General features: G+C 52.0%; 1 rRNA gene. It reads left to right on the forward strand.

The features are described from left to right. Positions 1 to 429: ribosomal RNA gene (locus BHE89_RS20970) — 23S ribosomal RNA — on the forward strand; the annotation flags it as partial.

The following is a 429-nucleotide window of genomic DNA, read 5'->3' on the forward strand; positions in this document are numbered from 1 at the left end:
AGGTTGGGTAACACTAACTGGAGGACCGAACCGACTAATGTTGAAAAATTAGCGGATGACTTGTGGATGGGGGTGAAAGGCCAATCAAACCGGGAGATAGCTGGTTCTCCCCGAAAGCTATTTAGGTAGCGCCTCGTGAACTCATCTTCGGGGGTAGAGCACTGTTTCGACTAGGGGGTCATCCCGACTTACCAACTCGATGCAAACTGCGAATACCGAAGAATGTTATCACGGGGAGACACACGGCGGGTGCTAACGTCCGTCGTGAAGAGGGAACAACCCAGACCGCCAGCTAAGGTCCCAAAGTCATGGTTAAGTGGGAAACGAAGTGGGAAGGCTCAGACAGCCAGGATGTTGGCTTAGAAGCAGCCATCATTTAAAGAAAGCGTAATAGCTCGACTGGTCGAGTCGGCCGCGCGGAAGATGTAA

Origin of the sequence: Shigella sp. FC1967 (assembly GCF_001743005.1) — a bacterium.
GTDB lineage: Bacteria > Pseudomonadota > Gammaproteobacteria > Enterobacterales > Enterobacteriaceae > Proteus.